The sequence below is a fragment of the Collinsella aerofaciens genome, from assembly GCF_040926265.1.
Classification (GTDB): Bacteria; Actinomycetota; Coriobacteriia; order Coriobacteriales; family Coriobacteriaceae; genus Collinsella; species Collinsella aerofaciens_BB.
In genome coordinates this window covers 1-1,597 of sequence record NZ_JBCOIL010000052.1, presented here as the reverse complement: position 1 = coordinate 1,597, position 1,597 = coordinate 1, and the positions used below count along the sequence as shown (strand labels likewise).

1 protein-coding gene is annotated in these 1,597 nt (G+C 67.6%); it reads right to left on the bottom strand.

What is annotated here, in order from left to right:
* Positions 1-333: 333 nt before the first annotated feature.
* Positions 334-1,446: an IS110 family RNA-guided transposase gene (locus tag AB5767_RS10000; protein WP_368132640.1), complete on the bottom strand. Its 1,113-nt coding sequence runs from the start codon at positions 1,444-1,446 to the stop codon at positions 334-336.
* Positions 1,447-1,597: the final 151 nt, after the last annotated feature.

Below are 1,597 nucleotides of genomic sequence, written 5' to 3'. Positions count from 1 at the left end.
GGGACGTTCCTTTTAATATGAGCAGGACATTGTCAAGAGGCAAAATCGGGCCTGGCCCCAACGATATGGGGTCAGGCCCTCTCCCTATATCAACCCGTCCGCGGCGACCTCGGCGTGTCTTCCCGACGCTCGTCTTTGCAGTTTAATATCCGCCCGTGGCGATCTCTCGCTGGGCAATCCGTTGCTACGGCTGAGGCTTCTTCGTCGAACCGACAGTCTGTGCACGCGTGTGGCGCCCTGGGCGCTCGCAGAAAAGGGACCTGAGGTTCGCCTCAACGGCTTCGGATCGAACCGCTTCCGGGGTGATCGGCTTATGTGCGGGGGACCGGCCCCCTACGCCTCCTCGGCCATGAGGCCGACCGCCCACACCCAGCAGGCGAGCTCGCGCGCCGTGGCCACGTTCGCCTTGTTGCCGTGGACCCCGCGCGCGAGCAGCGCCTCCCGCCTCTCGGCCAGCCTCCGCACGCCCTTGGCGGCATGCCTGCGGGCGCCCGGGTCCGGGGCCTGGCCCCTGGCGGGCTCCTTCGGCCGCCCCGAGCACGTCAGGTAGTGCCACGCGGCCTCGACCAGCGCCTTCCTCAGGTGCTTGTTGCCGGCCTTGGTGATCGCGCCCCTGCGGTCGCTCTCCCCGCTGGAGTGCTCGGAGGGCGTCAGGCCGACCCATGCGGCGAACGACCGGGCGTTCCTGAACCTGGAGAACTCGCCGGCCTCGAACACGAGGTCGGCGGCGGTCGCGGTGTCGACGCCCTTGAGGCAGCGCAGGGAGTCGACCCTCCTCCTCCACCTGGGCTTGCGGGCCTCGGCCTCGACGAGCCCCTCGAGCCTCGCCTTCTCCTCCGCCGCCCGCCTGACCGCGTCGACGTAGTAGGCGAGCACGTCGTTGTCGGCCCTCTCCGCGAACCTTATCGACTCGATCCAGGACCAGTGCGCCCGGGTCCAGTTGCCCTTCCTGCGGCCGGTGGGCGTCCTCTCGTCGAAGACGAGCCCGTGCCTGAGCAGGAACTTGGAGAGCCGCTGCTTCGAGCGCGAGAGGTCGTCCCTCGCGTCCTCGAGCGCCCTGGTCAGGTCGCGGGCGGCCTCGCACTCGTCGTCGGGGACCCACACCTCGACCACGTTGCCGACCGACAGCATGCGGGCGAGGAACTCGGCGTCGTTGCGGTCGTTCTTCCTGCGCCTGTCCGCGCTGGGCTTGATCATCTTCGAGACGGCGCCGACCACGCAGTCGACCCCCAGGCCGGAGAGCCTCTTCTGCAGGTCGAACCCCGTGACCCCGGACTCGTACACGCACCTGGCCCTGGGGTCCACGGAACGGACCCACTCCGCGACGGCGCCGGCGTCGTAGCCGAAGGTCGCGGCACGTACCTCCCCGGTCATGACGTCGAGGGAGACGGCCTTTATCGAGCGGGCGTGGACGTCGAGGCCGATGAAGGTGGTAGTATCGAGCATGGGAGCCCCTTCCATGAATGCGGCGTGGCCGCCACGGTTGGATTAGACACTCACCATTGTCGGCCTAATCCGCGGTCTTTCATGCAGCAGGGGCTCTCAATGTTTTTATGTCCTGCTCATATCGTCTCTGCCGGCAGTTTGGGACACTCCT

What these genes read in the sequence shown, in the direction of transcription:
- AB5767_RS10000 (WP_368132640.1), bottom strand. Translation starts at nt 1,446, where the DNA reads ATGCTCGATACTACCACCTTCATCGGCCTCGACGTCCACGCCCGCTCG.